The organism is Mesorhizobium sp. M1A.T.Ca.IN.004.03.1.1, assembly GCF_003997555.1.
GTDB lineage: Bacteria > Pseudomonadota > Alphaproteobacteria > Rhizobiales > Rhizobiaceae > Mesorhizobium.
The window spans coordinates 1-331 of sequence record NZ_RZTV01000121.1 but is presented as its reverse complement, the minus strand read 5'-3'; the positions used below and the strand labels follow the sequence as shown (position 1 = coordinate 331).

At 67.1% G+C, this 331-nt stretch carries 1 pseudogene; it reads left to right on the top strand.

Going from position 1 to position 331, the window contains the following annotated elements:
• Positions 1 to 53: 53 nt before the first annotated feature.
• Positions 54 to 331, top strand: a pseudogene (locus tag EOD29_RS30970) (aspartate aminotransferase family protein); the annotation flags it as partial.

The window sequence follows — 331 nt, the reverse complement described above, 5'->3', positions numbered from 1 at the left end:
GCCTGCTTTCGAGGGTGAGGCCCTCCAGGATCGGTGGCGGCAGGGGGACCCGCATGACGGCAATTGCATCTCTGTTTCAGGAAGCCGCCCGCCTTGCGGCCGCGTTCCGGCAGGCAGCGCCCGCCCGCCATATGCCCACCCACGACTACGCAGCCTCGCTTGCCTGTTTCGAAGAGCCGCTGCCGGCGGCAGGTTCCGATATGCTTGATGTCATCAGGCGTCTCTCGGACGGCGCTGAACCCGGGCTGCATGCAACCACTGGACCGCGCTTTTTCGGCTGGGTCATCGGCGGCTCCCATCCGGTCGGCGTCGCGGCCGATTTCCTCACCAG